Genomic DNA, 18,986 nt, shown 5'->3' with positions numbered 1-18,986 from the left:
CGGGGGGGTAGAGAAGAGGGCCGGAAGGGGGGGGGGGGGGGCGCCCCCCCCCCCCCCCCCCCCCCCCCCCCCCCGCGGCTCATGCCCCGTTGCGGGTCGTGCTCAGCTCGCCGACTCGGCCGTTGCCTTCTGCTCGGAGCTGTCGGCCTTGGCCGCCTCCGGCTTCGCGCCGCCCTGCGGCACGCCCGGCACGATGCCGGCGAGACCGGAGAGCATCTGCCCGAGCTGCGAGGTGACGGCGTCCTTCTGCCGAGTGAGGTCCTCGACCTCGCGGCGGGCCGCCTGGGTGGTCAGCTCCGCCTCGGTGCGGGCCTCGTTGAGCACGCGCTGCGCCTCGGCCTTCGCCTCGTTTAGCGTCTTGTCGGCCAGCGCCTTGGCCTTGTCCACCGTCTCGTTGGCGGTGCGCTCGGACTCGACCCGGCGGGCCTCGGCCCGCTGCTCGATCTCCTTGGCCCGCTCCTGGGCGGCCCGGGCCCGCTGCTCGGCCTCGCTGACCAGCTTCTGGGTCTGCGCGACCTGGGCGGCGTGCCGCTCCGACTCCGCGCGCTCGGCCTTCTCCCGCCGCTCGGCGAGCTGGAGCTCCAGGGCCTGCAGGTCCTTGTCCCGCTTGTCCCGGGCGTCGGTGAGCAGCTTGGTCGCCTCGGCCCGCTTCTCCTCGGCCTCGCGGGCCGCCTTGGCCCGCTGCTGGGTGATCTCCCGCTCGGCGGTGGCCCGCAGGGTGGCGACCTCACGCTCGACCGTGGACTTCAGCTCGGCCACCTCGTGCGCGGTGACCGTACGCAGCTGCTTGGTCTCCCGATCGGCGTCGGCGCGCAGGGTCTCGGCCTCGCGGCGGGCCTGCACCCGGACCTCGGCGGCCTCCCGCTCGGCGGCGGTGCGGACGCTGCCGGCCTCCCGCTCGGCGGTCGCCTTCATCGCGGCCGCCTCGGCGCGCGCCTTGTCGGTGATCTCCCGCGCCTCCAGCCGGGCGGCGGAGAGGATGCCCTCCGACTCGCGCTTGGCCTCGTTGCGGTGGTCGTTGGCCTGCTCCTCGGCCAGTCGGAGGATCTGCTCGACGCGGGTGCCGAGGCCGGACAGGGTCGGCCGGCTGTTCTCCTCGAGCTGCTTGTTGGTGTCGGCGAGCTTCTGCTCGAGCGCGCTCTGGCGCTGCTCGGCCTGGCGGAGCCGACGCTGGGCGTCGTTCATCCGCTGCTCGGCCTCGGCGCGGGCCTGCTCGGACTGGGTCAGCGCGGCGCTCAGCCGGCCGATGAAGTCGTCGACCTGACCCTTTTCGTATCCGCGGAGGGTGACCGTGAAATCGGGCTGGGAGTTCGCGTTGTCGAAGAACGCAAGAGGGGAGGACTGCTGCTGGGGCATTGGGACATACTGGCAGACCCCCCAGGGTGCTTCGCAAGAGCGGTCCGCAGCTTTCGTGTCCTCATTACATGGTCAACTTCGCCGGTCCGGCGGGACCGGACCAAACGGCGATCTTGGCAGGTCCCGGGCGCGCCGGGCGTCACGCAAGGTGAGCACGAAAAGGCCGCGGGCGGTTCGCCCGCGGCCCTTTGTCGGACGTCAATCGAATGGTGTCCGGCGCGATGGAAAGGCAATGCCCACTCCACGCTTTGGCCGTGCCCCGATCGGCCGGACGGTCAGTGACCGCGGAACCGGTTGATCGCCGTTTCGTGCCGCGACCGCAGCTCGGTGTCCCGGACGCCGAGACCGTCGGACGGGGCGAGGCAGCGCACCCCGACCTTGCCCTGGTGCGCGTTGCGGTGCACCTCGTACGCGGCCTGGCCGGTCTGCTCCAGCGGGTAGGTCTTCGACACCGTCGGGTGCACCTTGCCCAGCGCCACCAGGCGGTTGGCCTGCCACGCCTCGTGGTAGTTGGCGAAGTGGCTGCCGACGATCCGCTTCAGGTGCATCCAGAGGTAGCGGTTGTCGTACTGGTGCTGGAAGCCGCTGGTCGAGGCGCACGTGACGATGGTGCCGCCGCGCTTGGCGACGTAGACGCTGGCGCCGAAGGTCTCCCGGCCGGGGTGCTCGAAGACGATGTCCGGGTCCTCGCCGCCGGTCAGCTCCCGGATCCGCTCACCGAAGCGGCGCCACTCGTCCGGGTCCTGGGTCTCCTCGTCCTTCCAGAACCGGAAGCCCTCGGCGGCGCGGTCGATCACCAGCTCGGCGCCCATCTTCCGGCACAGCTCGGCCTTCTCCGGAGAGGAGACCACGCAGACCGGGATGGCCCCGCCGCCCAGCGCCATCTGGGTGGCGTAGCCGCCCAGGCCGCCGGAGGCGCCCCAGATCAGCACCACGTCGCCCTGCTTCATGTTCGCCCCGTGGTGCGAGACCAGCTGCCGGTACGCGGTGGAGTTGACCAGCCCGGGGCTGGCCGCCTCCTCCCAGCTCAGGTGGCGGGGCTTGGGCATCAGCTGGTTGGCCTTCACCACGGCCAGCTCGGCCAGGCCGCCGAAGTTGGTCTCGAAGCCCCAGATCCGCTGCTGCGGGTCGAGCATCGTGTCGTCGTGGCCGGCCGCGTCCTCCAGCTCGACCGACAGGCAGTGCGCGACCACCTCGTCGCCGGCCTTCCACCGGGTCACCCCGGGGCCGGTCCGCAGCACCACGCCGGCCGCGTCCGACCCCACCACGTGGTACGGCAGGTCGTGCCGGCGGGTCAGCTCGGAGAGCCGGCCGTACCGCTGGAGGAACTTGAAGGTGGGCAGCGGCTCGAAGATGCTGGTCCACACGGTGTTGTAGTTGATGGCGCTGGCCATCACCGCCACCAGCGCCTCACCCGGACCGAGCTCGGGCGTGGGCACCTCCTGGACGTGCAGCGCCTTGCGCGGGTCCTTGTCCCGGGTGGCCATGCCGTCAAACATCCGGGTGTCCTCGGCGCGGACGACCACGCCCCGGTAGCTCTCCGGTACCGGCAGGCCGGCGAGGCCGGCGAGTTCCCGCTCCGGCTGCGCGGAGCCTTCCGCCGCCATGATCGCTTCGAGGATGTCCTGCACGGTGACCTCCCGTTCGTTGCGCACCCGCACCGGGGCGGGCAGGGGTGCTGCCATCGTCGGCGCCGGTGCGACGGGACCGCCATGTCGGCCATCGACACATCCGGCACCGGTCGCGCTCCTGTGGGCCCGGACGTTACTGAACGGTAGCTAGGGCCGGAAGTCCTGTGTGAAAAACTGCATCGACCGATGCGTGGAGGTGTCCGTGGGAACGTTGAACCGCGCATCGCCGCGCTCGTTCCCGTCTGATGGGAGGCCGTCCCGCCCGCGGGCAGCGGACGGGACGGCGCGGCTCAGTGCCCGGTCGTGGCCGGCTCGACCAGCTCGACCAGCACCCCGCCGGCGTCCTTGGGGTGCACGAAGTTGATCCGCGAGTCCGCGGTGCCCCGCTTCGGGGTCTCGTAGAGCAGCCGTACGCCCCGCTCGCGCAGCGCCGCGCAGGCCGCGTCGATGTCGGCCACCGTGTACGCCACCTGCTGCACCCCCGGTCCGTTGCGGTCCAGGAACTTCGCGATCGTAGAGCTGGGCGAGAGCGGCGCGAGCAACTGCAGGCAGCCGCCCTCGGTGGTCGGGCCGACCGCCAGCATCGCCTCGCGGACGCCCTGTTCCTCGTTCGTCTCGGTGTGCACGCAGCGCATCCCGAAGGTGCGCTGGTAGAAGTCGATCGCGGCGTCCAGGTCGGCCACGGCGATCCCGACGTGGTCGATGCGGCGCAGGCCGATGTCTGTGACATAGTCGGCAGCGGGCTCGACGGGGGAGTTCTCAGCCATGGCGCTAGTCTGACCGAACAATCGTTAAGGCGTACAGGTCGGCACCCCTCGGAGGCAGGCATGGCTTCGGTGATCGTCAGCGGCGCGCGGACCCCCATGGGGCGCCTGCTGGGCAACCTCAAGGATCTCCCGGCGACGAAGCTCGGTGGCATCGCGATCAAGGCGGCTCTGGAGCGGGCCGGCGTCGCGCCCGACCAGGTGCAGTACGTGATCATGGGGCAGGTGCTCCAGGCCGGCGCGGGCCAGATCCCGGCCCGCCAGGCGGCCGTCGAGGCGGGCATCCCGATGTCCACCCCGGCGCTGACCATCAACAAGGTCTGCCTCTCCGGCCTGGACGCGATCGCCCTGGCCGACCAGCTCATCCGGGCCGGCGAGTTCGACATCGTGGTGGCCGGCGGCATGGAGTCCATGACCAACGCGCCGCACCTGCTGCTCGGCCAGCGCTCCGGCTACAAGTACGGCGACGTCACGATCAAGGACCACATGGCCCTGGACGGCCTCAGCGACGCCTGGGACTGCTGCTCGATGGGTGAGTCGACCGAGCGGCACGGGGCGAAGCACGGCATCACCCGCGAGGAGCAGGACGCCTTCTCCGCCGCCAGCCACCAGCGTGCCGCCGCCGCCCAGAAGAACGGGCACTTCGCCGACGAGATCACCCCGGTGATCATCCCGCAGCGCAAGGGCGACCCGCTGGTGATCAGCGAGGACGAGGGCATCCGCCCCGACACCACCACCGAGTCGCTGGGCAAGCTCCGGCCGGCGTTCACCAAGGACGGCACCATCACCGCCGGCAGCTCCTCGCCGATCTCCGACGGTGCCGCCGCGGTGGTCGTGATGAGCAAGGCCAAGGCCAAGGAGCTGGGGCTGACCTGGCTGGCCGAGATCGGCGCGCACGGCAACGTGGCCGGCCCGGACAACTCCCTGCACTCGCAGCCGTCCAACGCCATCAACCACGCGCTGAAGAAGGCCGGCCTGGGCATCGGCGACCTGGACCTCATCGAGATCAACGAGGCGTTCGCCGCGGTCGGCATCCAGTCCACCCGGGACCTGGGCGTCAGCCCGGACAAGGTCAACGTCAACGGCGGCGCGATCGCGCTCGGCCACCCGATCGGCATGTCCGGCGCCCGCCTGGTGCTCACCCTGGCGCTGGAGCTCCAGCGGCGGGGCGGCGGCACCGGAGCGGCGGCGCTCTGCGGCGGCGGCGGCCAGGGCGACGCCCTGATCATCCACGTGCCGTCCGGCGGTGAGTCCGCGCAGTGACCGACGAGCACAGCCCGGCCACGGCCACCGGATCGGTGCGCCGCAGCCGGGACGTACCGATGCTGGTGGACCGGGCCCGCGCGGGTGACCCCCGCGCGGTGGCCCGGTTGATCACCCTGGTCGAGTCCGGCGACGAGGTGCTGCCGCAGGTCGCGGCGGCCCTCGCGCCGTACGCCGGGCACGCCCAGGTGGTCGGGCTGACCGGCTCCCCCGGGGTGGGCAAGTCGACCACCACCAACGAGCTGGTCCGGGCACTGCGGGCCCGCGGCCACCGGGTGGGTGTGCTGGCCATCGACCCGTCCAGCCCGTTCACCGGCGGGGCGATCCTCGGCGACCGGGTCCGGATGCAGGACCACGCCACCGACCCCGGCGTCTACATCCGGTCGATGTCCAGCCGGGGCCACCTCGGCGGGCTCTCCGCGGCCACCCCCCAGGCGGTGCGGGTGCTCGAGGGCGCGGGCTGCGACGTGGTGGTGGTGGAGACGGTCGGCGTCGGGCAGGCCGAGGTCGAGGTGGCCTCGCTGGCCGACACCACGCTGGTGCTGCTCGCCCCCGGCATGGGTGACGCGATCCAGGCGGTCAAGGCCGGCATCCTGGAGATCGCCGACGTCTTCGTGGTCAACAAGGCCGACCGGGACGGCGCCGACGCCACCGTCCGCGACATCCAGGGCATGATCGCGCTGGGCGAGCGCGGCCCGGGGGAGTGGCGGCCGCAGGTGGTGCGGGCCATCGCCGCGCGCGGCGAGGGGATCGACGACATCGCCGCCGCGATCGACAAGCACCGCGACTGGCTGGACCGGCACGGCGAGCTGCGCCGCCGCCGGGAGGCCCGGGCCGCCGCCGAGATCGAGGCGATCGCGCTGGGCACCCTCCGGGACCGGATCGGCTCGCTGCGCGACGGTACGCAGCTCCCGACGCTCGCCGCCAAGGTGGCCGAGGGCGCGATCGACCCGTACGCGGCCGCCGGTGAACTGCTGGAGCAGTTGGGCGCCTGACCCGCCGGTGCGGTACACGGGCCGGTTCGACACCGGGAGGCTGAGGTTCCTGCCCTTCCTCGTCGTCCGTACCTACTGGCTGGCCGCCGATCGGGACGTGGTGCTCGCCGCGCTGGCCTGCTACCTCGCCCACCCCGAGCTGCGGGGCGAGCTGACCGGCCCGGAGGCGGTACGCCGGATCGCGGAGGGCCGGACCGCCTGGCCCGTCCACTCGGGACGCCTCCCGACTAGTACGCTCGCACCGCCTCACCGAGCGCGTGGGGCCGGACGAACCTGGTGGGGAGAGCATGGCTGACGACGCGACCCAGGAGCTGTCGGTGCTGCCGGACGCGGTGGCGGGCGGCGCGACGCACGTCTCCGACGAGGTGGTGGAGAAGATCGCGGTGGTCGCCGCGAAGTCGGTGCCCGGGGTGGCCGAGCTCGGCGGCGACGTGGCCCGCTTCTTCAACGCGGTGCTGGACAAGGTCGGGCTGGACCAGGTGGGCGACGCCCGGCGCGGTTGCTCGGCGCACGTCACCAACGGCGCGGCGGTGGTCAACCTGGTCATCGTGATCGACGGCGGCCGGCCGGTGCCCGAGGTGACGGACGCGGTCCGCTCGGCGGTGACCTCGGCGGTCGAGGCGTACGGGCTGCGGGTCGACGAGATCAACATCCGGGTCGACGACGTGGCCCTGGGCGGACCCGCGGGGCCGTCCGCCTGAGGCTGCCCGGGGCGCGGCAACCGGTCGGCCGCGTCCGGACCCAGGTCCTTCGCCTCGATGATCACCTGCTCGCCACCGGCGAGGGCCATATCGTCACCATCACGACCAGCCTCGTGGACCAGCCCAACTCCACCGTCCCGTCCGCGCTCGCGTCGTTGTCACCGGCGAGATCCTGCACGTCGACGGCGGTCAGAACGCCGGTCACTGACCCACGGCAATCCGCAGAAAGGACCAGTGTGATGCCGATCGTCACCATCCAGATCACCCGGGAGGGCAGCACCCCCGGTGCGTCCGCGGCGACCGCCGAGGAGAAGGCGGCCCTCATCAAGGGGGTGAGCCAGCTGCTGCTCGACGTCCTGAACAAGCCGTTGGACTCGACCTTCGTCGTGATCGACGAGGTCGACACCGAGAACTGGGGACGGGGCGGCCTCCCGGTCGCAGGGCTCCGGCGACAGCAGAGCTCCCGCTCACCGGAGTGACCGCACGGGTGCGTACCGGCGGCCGGGTTACCGGCCGGTACGCACATCCTTAGCGATCGTTCAGGCCGGCGTTCTACACTCGGTCTTCAGGTCGAGGACTCGAGGAGGAGCTCCGCGCATGGACGCCGACGAGATCGCCGCCGGTCGGGCCCGCTGGCAGGCCCGCTACGACGCCGCCCGCAAGCGCGACGCGGACTTCACCACGCTCTCCGGCATGCCCGTCGACCCGGTCTACGGCCCGCCGGAGGGCGTGCCCTACCCGGGCTTCGACCGGATCGGCTGGCCGGGCGAGTTCCCGTACACCCGGGGGCTCTACCCGACCGGCTACCGCGGGCGGACCTGGACCATCCGGCAGTTCGCCGGGTTCGGCAACGCCCAGCAGACCAACGAGCGCTACAAGATGATCCTCGGCGCCGGTGGCGGCGGGCTCTCCGTCGCCTTCGACATGCCGACCCTGATGGGCCGCGACTCCGACGACCCGCAGTCGCTCGGTGAGGTGGGCCACTGCGGGGTGGCCATCGACTCGGCCGCCGACATGGAGGTGCTCTTCGGCGGCATCGACCTGGCCGGCGTGACCACCTCGATGACCATCTCCGGCCCGGCCGTGCCGGTCTTCTGCATGTACCTGGTCGCCGCCGAGCGGCAGGGCGCCGACCTCTCCACCCTGGACGGCACGCTCCAGACGGACATCTTCAAGGAGTACATCGCGCAGAAGGAGTGGCTCTTCGACCCGGAGCCGCACCTGCGCCTGATCGGCGACCTGATGGAGTACTGCGCCCGGGAGATCCCGAAGTACAAGCCGCTCTCGGTCTCCGGCTACCACATCCGCGAGGCCGGCGCGACCGCCGCGCAGGAGCTGGCGTACACCCTGGCCGACGGGTTCGGCTACGTCGAGCTGGGGCTCTCCCGTGGCCTGGACGTCAACGTCTTCGCCCCGGGCCTGAGCTTCTTCTTCGACTCGCACGTGGACTTCTTCGAGGAGATCGCCAAGTTCCGGGCCGCCCGCCGGATCTGGGCCCGCTGGCTGCGCGACGTGTACGGCGCCACCAGCGAGAAGGCGCTCTGGCTGAAGTTCCACACCCAGACCGCCGGGGTGTCGCTGACCGCCCAGCAACCGGTCAACAACGTGGTCCGGACCGCCGTGGAGGCGCTCGCGGCGGTGCTCGGCGGCACCAACTCGCTGCACACCAACGCCCTCGACGAGACCCTCGCGCTGCCCACCGACGAGTCGGCCGAGATCGCCCTGCGTACCCAGCAGGTGCTGATGGAGGAGACCGGGGTGACCAACGTGGCGGACCCGCTCGGCGGCGCCTGGTACGTCGAGGCGCTGACCGACCGGATCGAGGCCGAGGCGGAGGAGATCTTCGCCCGGATCCGGCAGCTCGGCGGCGACGGCCCGCACAAGATCGGCCCGATGACCTCGGGCATCCTGCGCGGCATCGAGGACGGCTGGTTCACCGGCCACATCGCCGAGTCGGCCTTCGCCTACCAGCAGTCGCTGGAGAAGGGCGAGAAGAAGATCGTCGGGGTCAACTGCCACACCGGTACGGTCGCCAAGGACCTGGAGATCCTGCGCATCTCGCACGAGGTCGAGCTGGAGCAGCGCCGGGTGCTGGCCGAGCGCAAGTCCGCCCGCGACGACGCCGCCGTCAAGGCCGCCGTGCAGCGCATGGTCGACGTCGCCCGGACCGGGGAGAACATGATCCCGGCCATGCTGGACGCGGTCCGCGCCGAGGCCACCCTGGGCGAGATCTGCGACGCGCTGCGCGCCGAGTGGGGCGTCTACCGCGAGCCCGCCCGCTTCTGAGTCGCCGCACCGGTGCCGGGCGTCCCCGGCACCGGTGCCGAGCAGCGTGAGAGTTGCAACTGTCGCCGTCGCGGTTGATCTGAGTTCGGCGGGACACGTGCGAGACTAGATAACCATGAGCGACCCACGGATCACCTCGTCGATCTTCACCCGCGGCGCGGTCGACCTCAGCGCGCTGCGCGGCACCCCCGAACCCTCCCGCCCCGCCACCCCGGCCCAGGCCGGCCCGCCCGCCGGCGTCCCCGGCGGCCCCGCCGCAGGCGGCGGTGTGGCCGTGATCGACGTGACCGAGGCGACCTTCCAGTCCGAGGTGCTGGAGCGGTCGCTGACCACACCGGTGGTCGTGGACTTCTGGGCCGAGTGGTGCGAGCCCTGCAAGCAGCTGTCGCCGGTGCTGGAGCGGCTGGCCGCCGAGGGCAACGGAGCCTGGGTGCTCGCCCGGATCGACGTGGACGCCAACCCGCGGCTCGCCCAGATGTTCCGGGTCCAGGGCATCCCGATGGTCTACGCGGTGGTCGGCGGCCAGCCGATCGACGCCTTCTCCGGCGTGGTGCCCGAGGCCCAGCTCCGCCAGTGGATCCAGGCCGTGCTGAAGGCCGGTGGCGTGACCGTCGCCGAGCCCGAGGACCCGCGGCTCACCGAGGCCGACGACGCGCTGATGTCCGGCGACCTGGACGCCGCCGAGGCGGCGTACCGGAAGATCCTGGCCGAGAGCCCGGCGGACGCCGCGGCCGAGTCCGGCCTGGCCCAGGTCGGGGTCGCCCGCCGGGTGGCCGGCGCCGACCCGCGGGCCGCGCTCGCCGCCGCCGAGCAGGCTCCCGACGACGTCGAGGCCCAGCTCCTCGCCGCCGACATCGAGGTGCTCAGCGGCCTGGCCGAGCAGGCGTACGCCCGGCTCGTCGGCCTGGTCCGGCGGACCGCCGGCGACGACCGGGAGAAGGCACGCCAGCACCTCGTCTCGCTGTTCACCATCGCCGGCCCGGAGGACCCCGCCGTGGCGTCCGCCCGGCGGGCGCTGGCCAGCGCGTTGTTCTAGGTTCGTAGCACGCCAGCGCGGGCCGGCGTACCGGCCGGCCCGCCCGACCGACGAGGACGGGAGCCCATGACGCGCCGGATCGCCGTCCTCGACGCGCCGACCAACCTCGGCCTGCGCCCTCCCACGTCCACCTCGGTCCCCGGCTGCGCCAAGGCACCCGGCGCGCTGCGGGACCACGGGCTGCTCGCCCGGCTGCGGGCCCGCGACGCCGGCTGCCTCACCCCGCCCCGCTACGACCCGGGCGACTGGCGCCCCGGCGACGGTGTCTGCCACGCCCGGGAGATCTCGGGCTATTCCGTGGCGATGGCCGACCGGCTCGGCGCGATCATCGACCGGGGCGAGTTCCCGCTGGTGCTCGGCGGGGACTGCTCGGTGCTGCTCGGCTCGGCGCTGGCCATGCACCGGCTCGGCGAGGCCGTCGGCGGCCGGATCGGGCTGGTCTTCGTGGACGGCCACTCCGACTTCCGCCACCCCGGCAACGCCTCGTACGTGGGCGCGGCGGCGGGGGAGGACCTCGCCCTGGTCACTGGGCGGGGGCAGGCCGACCTGGCGGCCATCGAGGGTCGGCGCCCCTACTTCCGGGACATCGACGTGGTGGTGCTCGGCATCCGGGCGCAGGACGAGTACCGGCTCGATCTGCAGGCCGCCGGCATCACCACCCGGCCGGTGCCGGCGCTGCGCGCCGAGGGGGCGGCGCGGACCGCCCAGTGGGCGCACGAGCAGTTGGCGGACTGCGCCGGCTACTGGGTGCACATCGACGTGGACGTGCTCGACCCGGCGGTGATGCCCGCCGTGGACGCGCCCGACCCGGGCGGGATCGCCTTCGCCGAGCTGGAGATCCTGCTCGCCGGCCTGGTCGACACCCCGCACTGCCTGGGGGTCGAGTTGACCGTCTTCGACCCCGACTACGACCCCGACGGGTCGTACGCCGCCGAGATCGTCAACACCGTGGTGGCCGGGCTCGCCCCGGTGTCCGCGCCGACCGCGGTGCCGCCCCGGCTGCTGCCGTCCGGCCCGGTCGCCCCGGCGCCCCGGCCGGGCAACGGGCGGCCTGCCGAGCGCCCCGTGCTGCCCGTGTCGGCGGCCGTGCCGGTCCCCGCCGTCGCCGTGGAGCCGATCGGCCCGGCCCTGTCGGGCCCCGCCGACGATGCCGAGCCGGTTCACCGGGACGGTGCCGGCCCGGAGGCCGACAACCCCGACCGGTCCGGGCCCGGGTTGCTGCGGCGGGTGTCGGTCGTCGAGGACGATCCGGATGACGAGTCGGCGCCGGGCCGGCTGCGGCGGGTGGCCGAGGTCGGGGCGACTGATGACGCTGGGCCGGGGCTGCTGCGGCGGGCGTCGCTTGGGCAGTCGGTCGAGGGCGTGGAGGAGGCCGTTGGTCCGCCGGCGTCGGCCGGGCCGGGCCTGCTGCGCCGACTGCCGGTCACCGAGGGTGAGGCAGCTGTGCGGTCCAGCGGGGCCGAGCCGGCGAGTCCCGGTGTGGACATCGCCTGATCGACGCCGGGTCGCCGCGCGCCGCTGAGTGGGGCGGGGACGGGGTCAGATGCGGCCGCGGAGGAAGCGCTCGGCGATCGGGACCGCGCTGGACGTGCTGGAGCCGCCCTGTTCGACGAAGACGGCGAAGGCGACGTCACCCTGCCAGCCGACGAACCAGGCGTGGGTGTGCGCCGGGTTGTTGTCGTACTCGGCGGTGCCGGTCTTGCCGTACACCGGCTCGCCCGGGACGTCCTTCAGGGCGCTGGCGGTGCCGCTGGTGACCACCGCGCGCATCATGGTCTTCAACGCCGACACGGACTCGGCCTTCAGCGCCGGGCCGGCCGGGACGGGCTTCGCCGGCGCGGGGTCGAGCAGCAGCTTCGGCTGCTCCCAGCGGCCCCGGGCCACGGCGGCGGTGGCACCGGCCATGGCGAGTGGACTCACCACGGTGGTGCCCTGGCCGATCGCGGCGGCGGCCTGCTCCGTGGCCGAGCCGTTGGCGGAGACCTTGCCGGTGAAGACGTCCGCCCCGAGATCCCACTCGCCCTCCAGGCCGAGGGTGCGGCCGGCCTGCGCCAGCCCGTCCGCCCCGAGCTTCGGCGCCAGTGAGACGAAGGCGGTGTTGCAGGACCTCGCGAAGTCGGTGGTGAACGGCACCGATCCCAGCTCGAAGTTGTCCGAGTTCTTGAACGACCGGCCGTCCACCACCTTGGTCCTGGGGCAGTCGACCGTCGTTGCCGGCGTCACCGCGCCCTGGTCGAGCAGGGCGAGCGCGCTGACCATCTTGAAGGTCGAGCCGGGCGGCACCTGGGCACCGAAGGCGAGATTCTCGCCGGCCGCGCCGGGGCCGTTCGCGGCGGCCAGCACCGCGCCGTCGCTGATCCGCACGGCCACCAGGGCCGAGCGCCGGTTCTCGCCGCGCAGCGCCGTGTCGGCGGCGTTCTGGGTGGCCACGTCGAGGGTGGTCTTCAGCGGCTGGCCGGGCTTCGGCTCGGCGCGGAAGACCTCCACGCCCGTGGGGCCGGTGGTGCCGTCGGGTGCGGCGCGCTCGGTGACCACGGTCAGCCCCGGGGTGCCGCGCAGCCGGTCGTCGTGCCGGCCCTGGAGGCCGCCGTGGCCGACCAGGTCGCCCCGGACGTACTTGTCCGGGTGGGCCTGGAGGTCGTCGGCCTGGGCCGGGTCGACCGAGCCGAGCAGGGCCCGCGCGAACTCACGGGTCGGGGCCAGGTCGAGCTTGTCGGTCTGGAACTTAGTGCCGGGCAGGTCGTAGATCCGCGGCTTGATCTGCCGGTACGCCTCGTCGCGGAGCGTCACCACCTCGACGAACGCGCCCGGTTCGGCCTCGGCGACGCGCTTGGGCAGGTCGGCGAGGTCGACCGGCGGGGTGAGCGCGGGCCGGATCGCCTTGAATGCGGCGTCGAGCTGCCGGACCAGGGCCTTCACGTCGGTGACCTCGCTGGGCTGCACGCCCACCCGGATCACCGGCCGGGGCGCGACGATCGGGGCGCCCCCGCCGCCGAGGATGCCGGCCCGGGGTGCCGGGTCGCGGCGCAGCGCCAGCCGGTCGCCCTTCTCCAGCTTCTCCTGGACGACGGTCGATTCCCAGATCACCTGCCACTGGTCGTCGCCGCCGCGCTTGAGGCGTAGCGGGCTCTCGTAGGCCCAGCGGGTCCCGCCCGGCAGGCGCCAGGTGACCTGGACCCGCGCGGTGGCCAGGTCGGCGGTGATCTTCGCGTCGCCGGCCCGCCTCAGCTCCGGCGGGCTGTCGGCCAGCTCGCCGGAGAGCGACCTGATCTCCTTCGTCACCTCGCCGGCCGGGATCTTGGCCCCGGCCGCGTCGACGAAGCCGACCGCTTGGAGATCACCCGAGCGCCAGCCCTTCAGGAAGGCGTCGACGCTGGCCTCCGGCCCGCCCTCGCCCGAGCACCCGACCAGCGTCCCCGTCGCGAGCACGACGGCGGCCAGCGCCGCGAGGACCGGCCGGCGAGGGGAGAGGTGGCGGCGGACGGGGTACGACACGGGCATGGAGCAGTCCCTCCGGTGCGTAACTGCCCTGCACGCTAGTACGGCGGGCCGGTCCCCACCGCCCCGCCACCGCCCCGAACCGGGCAAAGACCGGCACGTGGCAGTGTGATGAACATCGCCAGTCCGGGTACTCCGCGACCAGCCGACCACGTACCCGCAACGGGTGAAAGGACAGAGTCCCGATCCGGACGTCCGGCCAGTGGTCCGCCGACGAACGGTCAGAGCGGCAGGGCCTAGGCTGGGCGGCAGAGTGACCCACAACGCGGTGGGTCGAGGGGAGTGGCACCGATGGACCGGCGTCCGGCGATCAAACCGGGACCCGACCTCCGGCAGGCTGACACCGGCCGGGACGATGACAGCTTCGATTCGGCGACCGACGGGGACGGTTTCAGCCGTCTCGACACAGGCACAACCGGGATGACCGGTTCCAGCATCGACACCCTCTACGACCTGGGCCTGCCGACGCAGGCGCTGGGCGACGACACGGAGGACGCCGAGCTGGACGAGCCGGTGCCCAACGCGGAGCGCCTGGTCGCCCAGGCGGTCGCGCTGGCCGGTGACGACCACGACGCGGCGACCCTGGTCGGCCGCTTCTGGCGGTTCGCCCCCGACGAGGAGCTGATCGGCTTCACCGCCGAGGAGATGCTCGACGCCGCCCGGGCCCACCGGGACCTGGCCCAGCAGCGCGTACCGGGTGAGCTGAAGCTGCGCATCCACGAGCCGGACGCCGACCAGCACCACACGGTGATCGAGATCGTCACCGACGACATGCCGTTCCTGGTCGACTCGGTTACCGCGCTGCTCAACTCGTACCACCTCGACGTGCACCTGCTGGTCCACCCGCTGGTGGTGGTCCGCCGGGAGCCGCTGGGCCGGCTCACCGAGGTCTCCGCCGACGTGGAGCCGGACGACGCGATCGCCGGTGATCTGGTCGAGAGCTGGATGCGGATCGAGATCGACCCGGTCCGTGACCCGGCCGAGCGGGAGAGGCTGCGCCGGGAGCTGCAGCGGGTGCTCACCGACGTCCGGGAGGCCGTGGAGGACTGGCCCAAGATGCGGCAGCGGGCCCTCGCGCTCGCCGACGAGCTGGCCTCCGCGCGTACCTCGGACAACCGGCCGCCGGTGCCGGAGAAGGACATCACCGACTCGGTCGAGCTGCTGCGCTGGCTCGCGCACGACCACTTCACCTTCCTCGGCTACCGGGAGTACCGGCTGGTCGACACCGACGGCGCGGACGGCGGCCAGGCCCTCGAGGCCGTCCTCGGCACCGGCCTGGGCATCCTCCGCTCCGACTCGCCGGAGGCCCGGGCGCTCTCGTCGATGACCCCCGAGGCGCACGAGAAGGTGTTGGAGAAGCGCCTCCTGATCATCACGAAGGCCAACTCGCGGGCCACCGTGCACCGCTCGGCCTACCTCGACTACATCGGCTTCAAGATCTTCAACGACGCCGGGGACGTGGTCGGGGAGCGGCGTTTCCTGGGCCTGTTCTCGACCGCGGCGTACCGGACCAGCGTGCAGGAGCTGCCGGTGGTCCGCCGCAAGGTCGCCGAGGTGCTGGACCGCTCGGGGCTGAGCCTGCGCAGCCACTCCGGCAAGGACCTGCTCCAGATCCTGGAGACCTACCCGCGCGACGAGCTGTTCCAGATCAAGACCGACGACCTCTACCACGCGGTGACCGGCGTGCTGCGGATGGCCGGCCGCCGCCAGTTGCGGGTCTTCCTGCGCCGGGACGCGTACGGGCGGTTCATCTCCTGCCTGATCTACCTGCCCCGGGACCGGTTCACCACGCAGAACCGGCTGCGCATGCAGGACATCCTGCTGCGCGAGCTGAACGGCGTCGGGGTCGACTACACCACCCGGGTCACCGAGTCGATGCTCGCCCGGGTGCACTTCATCGTCCGGACCGACCCGACCAACCCGCCCGGGGAGATCGACGCCGACCTGCTCGCCGAGGAGCTGGCCGACGCCACCCGGCTGTGGGACGACGACTACCGGCTGGTGCTGGAGCGCAAGCTCGGTGACGAGCAGGCCAAGCACCTGTTCAGCCGGTACGCCGACGCGTTCCCGGAGGGCTACAAGGACGGGCACACGCCGTACGAGGCGATGAAGGACCTGGCCAAGCTGGAGCTGCTGGAGGAGCCCGGCCAGCTCGAGATGCACCTGTTCCGCAAGCAGCTCGCGCGTACCAACGGCGTCGGCCGCGAGATTGACGAGACCATGGACGTCCGGTTCAAGGTCTACCGGTACGGCGAGCCGATGATGCTCTCCGCCGTGCTGCCGGTGCTGCACTCGCTCGGCGTGAAGGTGGTCGACGAGCACCCGTACGAGGTGGAGCGGGTCGACGGCCGGATCTGGCTGTACGACTTCGGGCTGCAACTGCCCGAGGCGCATCAGGAGCTGGCCGAGGTGCGGCCGCACGTGGAGAACGCCTTCGCCGCCGCCTGGCGGGGCGAGGCCGAGGTGGACGGCTTCAACGAGCTGGTGCTCCGGGCCGGGCTCACCTGGCGGCAGGTCGTGGTGCTCCGGGCGTACGCGAAGTATCTGCGCCAGGCGGGCACGGTCTTCTCCCAGGAGTACATGGAGCAGACCTTCATCGCGTACCCGAAGATCGCTTCGCTGCTGGTGGAGCTCTTCGAGACCCGGTTCGCCCCGGGCGCGACCACCCTGGACGAGCGGCGGCAGCGCAGCGGCGAGCTGGTCAACGCGATCGGCGAGGCGCTGGACGACGTGGCCAGCCTGGACCAGGACCGGATTCTGCGGTCGTACCTGACGTTGATCCAGGCCACCCTACGGACCAGCTTCTACCAGAAGCCGGCCGGCGGGCGGCCCAAGCCGTACGTCGCGTTCAAGCTGGACCCGCAGGCCATCCCGGACCTGCCCGCGCCGCGGCCCAAGTTCGAGATCTTCGTCTACTCGCCCCGGTTCGAGGGCGTGCATCTGCGCTTCGGGCCGGTGGCCCGGGGCGGCCTGCGCTGGTCCGACCGGCGGGAGGACTTCCGTACCGAGGTGCTGGGCCTGGTCAAGGCGCAGATGGTGAAGAACGCCGTGATCGTGCCGGTGGGCGCCAAGGGCGGCTTCGTGCTCAAGCAGAAGCCGGGCGACCGGGACGAGGCGGTGATCTGCTACAAGGAGTTCGTCGGCGCGCTGCTCGACGTCACCGACAACATCGTCGGCGGCGCGATCGTGCCGCCGGAGGACGTGGTCCGGCACGACTCGGACGACCCGTACCTGGTGGTGGCGGCGGACAAGGGCACCGCGACGTTCTCCGACATCGCCAACGAGATCTCCGCCGCGCACAACTTCTGGCTGGGCGACGCGTTCGCCTCCGGCGGCTCGGCCGGCTACGACCACAAGAAGATGGGCATCACCGCCCGGGGTGCCTGGGAGTCGGTGAAGCGGCACTTCCGGGAGCTGGGTCACGACACCCAGACCCAGGACTTCACCGTGGTCGGCGTCGGCGACATGTCCGGCGACGTGTTCGGCAACGGGATGCTGCTGTCGAAGCACATCCGGCTGCTGGCCGCCTTCGACCACCGGCACATCTTCCTCGACCCGGACCCGGACGCGGCCACCTCGTGGGACGAGCGGAAGCGGCTGTTCGACCTGCCCCGGTCGTCCTGGGAGGACTACAACCGGGAGCTGATCTCGGCCGGCGGCGGGGTGTACCCGCGTACCGCCAAGTCGGTGCCGGTCTCGCCACAGGTGCGCGCGGTGCTCGGGCTCGACGAGGACGTCACGCAGCTCAGCCCGCAGGAGCTGATGAAGGCGATCCTGACCGCGCCGGTGGACCTGTTCTGGAACGGCGGCATCGGCACCTACGTGAAGGCGTCGACGCAGACCAACGCCGAGGTCGGGGACAAGTCCAACGACGCCATCCGGGTGGACGGCAAGGGCCTGCGCTGCCGGGTGGTCGGTGAGGGCGGCAACCTGGGCTTCACCCAGCACGGCCGGATCGAGTACGCCTCGGCCGGCGGCCGGATCTACACCGACTTCATCGACAACGCGGCCGGGGTGGACTGCTCCGACCACGAGGTGAACATCAAGATCCTGCTCAACACCGCGGTCGCCGACGGCGAACTGGACCGGCCGGCGCGGGACGAGCTGCTCGCCCAGATGACCGACGAGGTCGCCGAGCTGGTGCTGCGGGACAACTACGACCAGGCCCGGGCGCTCAACAACGCCCAGGCCCAGGCCGCCTCGCTGCTGCCGGTGCACCGCCGGATGATCAACGAGCTGGAGCGGTCCGGCCAGCTCGACCGGGCGCTGGAGGCGCTCCCGCCGGACGAGGAGCTGGCGGTCCGGACCGAGACCGGCCTGACCGCGCCGGAGTTCGCGGTGCTGCTCGCATACGTGAAGATCGTGCTGGAGCGGGAGATCGTCGGCGAGGGGCTGGCGGACGAGGAGTGGACGACCGACGTCCTGGTCAACTACTTCCCGACGCCGCTGCGCGAACGGTTCGCCGACCGGATGGGGCAGCACCGGCTGCGCCGGGACATCGTCACCACCGTGCTCGTCAACGAGGCGATCAACCGGGGCGGCATCTCGTTCGTCTTCCGGGTCGTCGAGGAGACGGCCGCGTCGGCGGCGGACGTGCTGCGGGCGTACGTGGTGGTCCGCGAGGTGTTCGGGCTGCGCGACCTCTGGGACGCGGTGGAGTCGCCGGACATCAGGGTCTCGCCCGAGTTGCAGACCAGCGTCTACCTCGACACCCGCCGGCTGCTCGACCGCGCGGTGCGCTGGCTGGTCACCAACCGGCGCTCGCCGATCGACGTGCCGGGGGAGATCGCCCGGCTGCGGGACGGCGTGGCCCGGCTCCTGCCGGACCTGGAGCACCTCTTCTACGGCACCGAGCGGGAGGCGATCGCCGCCCACATCGACTCGCTGACCGAGAAGGGGCTGCCCCGCGAGCTGGCCGAGCAGGCGACCCGGCTGATGTACAGCTTCGGCCTGCTCGACGTGGTGGAGACCGCCCAGTCGACCGGCCGGGACGTGAGCGAGGTGGCCTCGGTCTACTTCGTCCTCTCCGACCGGTTCCGGGTGGACGCCCTGTTGTCGAAGATCTCCCTGCTGCCACGGGAGGACCGCTGGCAGACCCTGGCCCGGATGGCGCTGCGCTACGACCTGTACGCCGCGCTGGCCGCGCTCACCGCGGAGGTCCTCGGCTCCACCCCGGACAGCCTCCCGCCGGTCGAGCGGGTGCAGGAGTGGGAGCAGGCGAATGCCACCTCGATCCACCGGGCGCACCGGGCGATGGGGGAGTTCGACGAGTCCCGCGCCGACCTCTCCGCCCTGTCGGTGCTGCTGCGGCAGATCCGTACCCTGGTGCGGACCTCGGCGGCGGCCTGACCCGCACGGACACCGGCGGGGGGGGGGGGGGGGGGGGGGGGGGGGGGGGGGGGGGGGGGGGGGGGGGGGGGGGGGGGGGGGGGGGGGGGGGGGGGGGGGGGGGGGGG

Annotated in this window: 13 protein-coding genes and 1 pseudogene; 9 read left to right on the top strand and 5 right to left on the bottom strand. The window is 72.6% G+C overall.

All coding sequences use genetic code 11. The annotated features are described in order from the left end of the window. Nucleotides 1-102 precede the first annotated feature (102 nt). From ACZ6S5_RS31205 to mce, 3 genes are all read right to left on the bottom strand, one after another. A complete protein-coding gene (locus tag ACZ6S5_RS31205; RefSeq protein ID WP_466005811.1) occupies nucleotides 103-1,356 on the bottom strand; it encodes a coiled-coil domain-containing protein in 1,254 nt (417 codons plus the stop codon). Between the two features lie 275 nt (nucleotides 1,357-1,631). Continuing rightward, nucleotides 1,632-2,987, bottom strand: coding sequence for a crotonyl-CoA carboxylase/reductase (gene ccrA / locus ACZ6S5_RS31200; RefSeq protein ID WP_466005826.1), 1,356 nt, complete (start codon nucleotides 2,985-2,987; stop codon nucleotides 1,632-1,634). 290 nt (nucleotides 2,988-3,277) lie between these two features. Then, a complete protein-coding gene (gene mce / locus ACZ6S5_RS31195; protein WP_466005810.1) occupies nucleotides 3,278-3,754 on the bottom strand; it encodes a methylmalonyl-CoA epimerase in 477 nt (158 codons plus the stop codon). A 60-nt stretch (nucleotides 3,755-3,814) separates the two neighbouring features. Here mce and ACZ6S5_RS31190 point away from each other — a divergent pair, with 60 nt between their 5' ends. Genes ACZ6S5_RS31190 through ACZ6S5_RS31175 form a run of 4 tightly spaced genes read left to right on the top strand, consistent with a single transcriptional unit; the run spans nucleotide 3,815 to nucleotide 6,710 of the window. Continuing rightward, the gene (locus ACZ6S5_RS31190) at nucleotides 3,815-5,014 is read left to right on the top strand and encodes an acetyl-CoA C-acetyltransferase (RefSeq protein ID WP_466005809.1); all 1,200 of its coding nucleotides are present in this window, start codon (nucleotides 3,815-3,817) and stop codon (nucleotides 5,012-5,014) included. A 59-nt stretch (nucleotides 5,015-5,073) separates the two neighbouring features. Continuing rightward, on the top strand, nucleotides 5,074-6,009 hold the full coding sequence (gene meaB / locus ACZ6S5_RS31185; protein ID WP_466005825.1) for a methylmalonyl Co-A mutase-associated GTPase MeaB: 936 nt from the start codon (nucleotides 5,074-5,076) through the stop codon (nucleotides 6,007-6,009). Nucleotides 6,010-6,016: 7 nt separating this feature from the next. Then, entirely contained in the window at nucleotides 6,017-6,304 is a 288-nt protein-coding gene (locus ACZ6S5_RS31180) for a hypothetical protein (protein ID WP_466005808.1), read from the top strand. Further along, nucleotides 6,297-6,710, top strand: coding sequence for an Asp23/Gls24 family envelope stress response protein (locus tag ACZ6S5_RS31175; protein WP_466005807.1), 414 nt, complete (start codon nucleotides 6,297-6,299; stop codon nucleotides 6,708-6,710). Before ACZ6S5_RS31180 ends, ACZ6S5_RS31175 begins: the two co-directional genes overlap by 8 nt. Before the next feature lie 61 nt (nucleotides 6,711-6,771). On the opposite strand, the gene ACZ6S5_RS31170 is transcribed toward ACZ6S5_RS31175, so the two are convergent. Further along, complete coding sequence (locus tag ACZ6S5_RS31170) at nucleotides 6,772-6,915, bottom strand: hypothetical protein (protein ID WP_466005806.1); 144 nt, start codon at nucleotides 6,913-6,915, stop codon at nucleotides 6,772-6,774. A 34-nt stretch (nucleotides 6,916-6,949) separates the two neighbouring features. On the opposite strand from ACZ6S5_RS31170, the gene ACZ6S5_RS31165 reads away from it, so the two are divergent. From ACZ6S5_RS31165 to ACZ6S5_RS31150, 4 genes and pseudogenes are all read left to right on the top strand, one after another. Next, a complete protein-coding gene (locus tag ACZ6S5_RS31165; RefSeq protein WP_466005805.1) occupies nucleotides 6,950-7,189 on the top strand; it encodes a tautomerase family protein in 240 nt (79 codons plus the stop codon). Between the two features lie 118 nt (nucleotides 7,190-7,307). After that, the gene (locus ACZ6S5_RS31160; RefSeq protein WP_466005804.1) at nucleotides 7,308-8,996 is read left to right on the top strand and encodes an acyl-CoA mutase large subunit family protein; all 1,689 of its coding nucleotides are present in this window, start codon (nucleotides 7,308-7,310) and stop codon (nucleotides 8,994-8,996) included. Nucleotides 8,997-9,111: 115 nt separating this feature from the next. After that, nucleotides 9,112-10,032, top strand: a complete 921-nt coding sequence (locus tag ACZ6S5_RS31155) for a tetratricopeptide repeat protein (protein ID WP_466005803.1) — start codon at nucleotides 9,112-9,114, stop codon at nucleotides 10,030-10,032. A 66-nt stretch (nucleotides 10,033-10,098) separates the two neighbouring features. Next, a pseudogene (locus ACZ6S5_RS31150) lies at nucleotides 10,099-11,199 on the top strand (arginase family protein); the annotation flags it as partial. A 372-nt stretch (nucleotides 11,200-11,571) separates the two neighbouring features. On the opposite strand, the gene ACZ6S5_RS31145 reads toward ACZ6S5_RS31150, so the two are convergent. Then, nucleotides 11,572-13,533, bottom strand: a complete 1,962-nt coding sequence (locus ACZ6S5_RS31145; protein WP_466005802.1) for a penicillin-binding transpeptidase domain-containing protein — start codon at nucleotides 13,531-13,533, stop codon at nucleotides 11,572-11,574. Between the two features lie 288 nt (nucleotides 13,534-13,821). Here ACZ6S5_RS31145 and ACZ6S5_RS31140 point away from each other — a divergent pair, with 288 nt between their 5' ends. Next, nucleotides 13,822-18,879: an NAD-glutamate dehydrogenase gene (locus ACZ6S5_RS31140; protein ID WP_466005801.1), complete on the top strand. Its 5,058-nt coding sequence runs from the start codon at nucleotides 13,822-13,824 to the stop codon at nucleotides 18,877-18,879. Nucleotides 18,880-18,986: the final 107 nt, after the last annotated feature.

This window comes from Micromonospora sp. NPDC051924 (genome assembly GCF_055586005.1).
The sequence above is the reverse complement of the archived record's forward strand: the minus strand, read 5'-3'. Positions and strand labels throughout refer to the sequence as shown.

Bases quoted from the DNA above. Each gene is read 5' to 3' on its own strand.
- ACZ6S5_RS31155 (WP_466005803.1), top strand. From the start codon at position 9,112: ATGAGCGACCCACGGATCACCTCGTCGATCTTCACCCGCGGCGCGGTC.
- ACZ6S5_RS31165 (WP_466005805.1), top strand. From the start codon at position 6,950: ATGCCGATCGTCACCATCCAGATCACCCGGGAGGGCAGCACCCCCGGT.
- mce (WP_466005810.1), bottom strand. From the start codon at position 3,754: ATGGCTGAGAACTCCCCCGTCGAGCCCGCTGCCGACTATGTCACAGAC.
- ACZ6S5_RS31145 (WP_466005802.1), bottom strand. From the start codon at position 13,533: ATGCCCGTGTCGTACCCCGTCCGCCGCCACCTCTCCCCTCGCCGGCCG.
- ACZ6S5_RS31190 (WP_466005809.1), top strand. From the start codon at position 3,815: ATGGCTTCGGTGATCGTCAGCGGCGCGCGGACCCCCATGGGGCGCCTG.
- meaB (WP_466005825.1), top strand. From the start codon at position 5,074: ATGCTGGTGGACCGGGCCCGCGCGGGTGACCCCCGCGCGGTGGCCCGG.
- ACZ6S5_RS31160 (WP_466005804.1), top strand. From the start codon at position 7,308: ATGGACGCCGACGAGATCGCCGCCGGTCGGGCCCGCTGGCAGGCCCGC.
- ACZ6S5_RS31140 (WP_466005801.1), top strand. From the start codon at position 13,822: ATGGACCGGCGTCCGGCGATCAAACCGGGACCCGACCTCCGGCAGGCT.
- ACZ6S5_RS31205 (WP_466005811.1), bottom strand. From the start codon at position 1,356: ATGCCCCAGCAGCAGTCCTCCCCTCTTGCGTTCTTCGACAACGCGAAC.
- ACZ6S5_RS31175 (WP_466005807.1), top strand. From the start codon at position 6,297: ATGGCTGACGACGCGACCCAGGAGCTGTCGGTGCTGCCGGACGCGGTG.